2 tRNA genes are annotated in these 317 nt (G+C 45.1%); both read right to left on the minus strand.

Going from position 1 to position 317, the window contains the following annotated elements:
* Nucleotides 1-77 precede the first annotated feature (77 nt).
* Nucleotides 78-150 (minus strand) — tRNA-Ala (locus FD37_RS07740).
* Nucleotides 151-169: 19 nt separating this feature from the next.
* Nucleotides 170-244: transfer RNA gene (locus FD37_RS07745), tRNA-Ile, on the minus strand.
* Nucleotides 245-317: the final 73 nt, after the last annotated feature.

Here is a 317-nt window from a genome sequence, read left to right on the forward strand (position 1 = left end):
ATCTTTAATAATTAAAGGAAAATAATTGATAATATCTAGTTTTCAAAGAACAAGTTATCTTGATGCTCTCGCACCAATGGAGAATAGCGGGATCGAACCGCTGACCCCCTGCTTGCAAAGCAGGTGCTCTCCCATCTGAGCTAATTCCCCATATCGACCTTACGGTCAATGGGCATAAATGGACTCGAACCATCGACCTCACGCTTATCAGGCGTGCGCTCTAAACCAGCTGAGCTATACGCCCAAAACAGCACATAAGGCTTTGAGGGTAGACCCCTCAAAACTGACCATTGTTTCGACAAAGTATGTGTAGCCTC

Source organism: Levilactobacillus spicheri DSM 15429, assembly GCF_001435095.1.
In the GTDB taxonomy this organism is placed as follows: Bacteria; Bacillota; Bacilli; order Lactobacillales; family Lactobacillaceae; genus Levilactobacillus; species Levilactobacillus spicheri.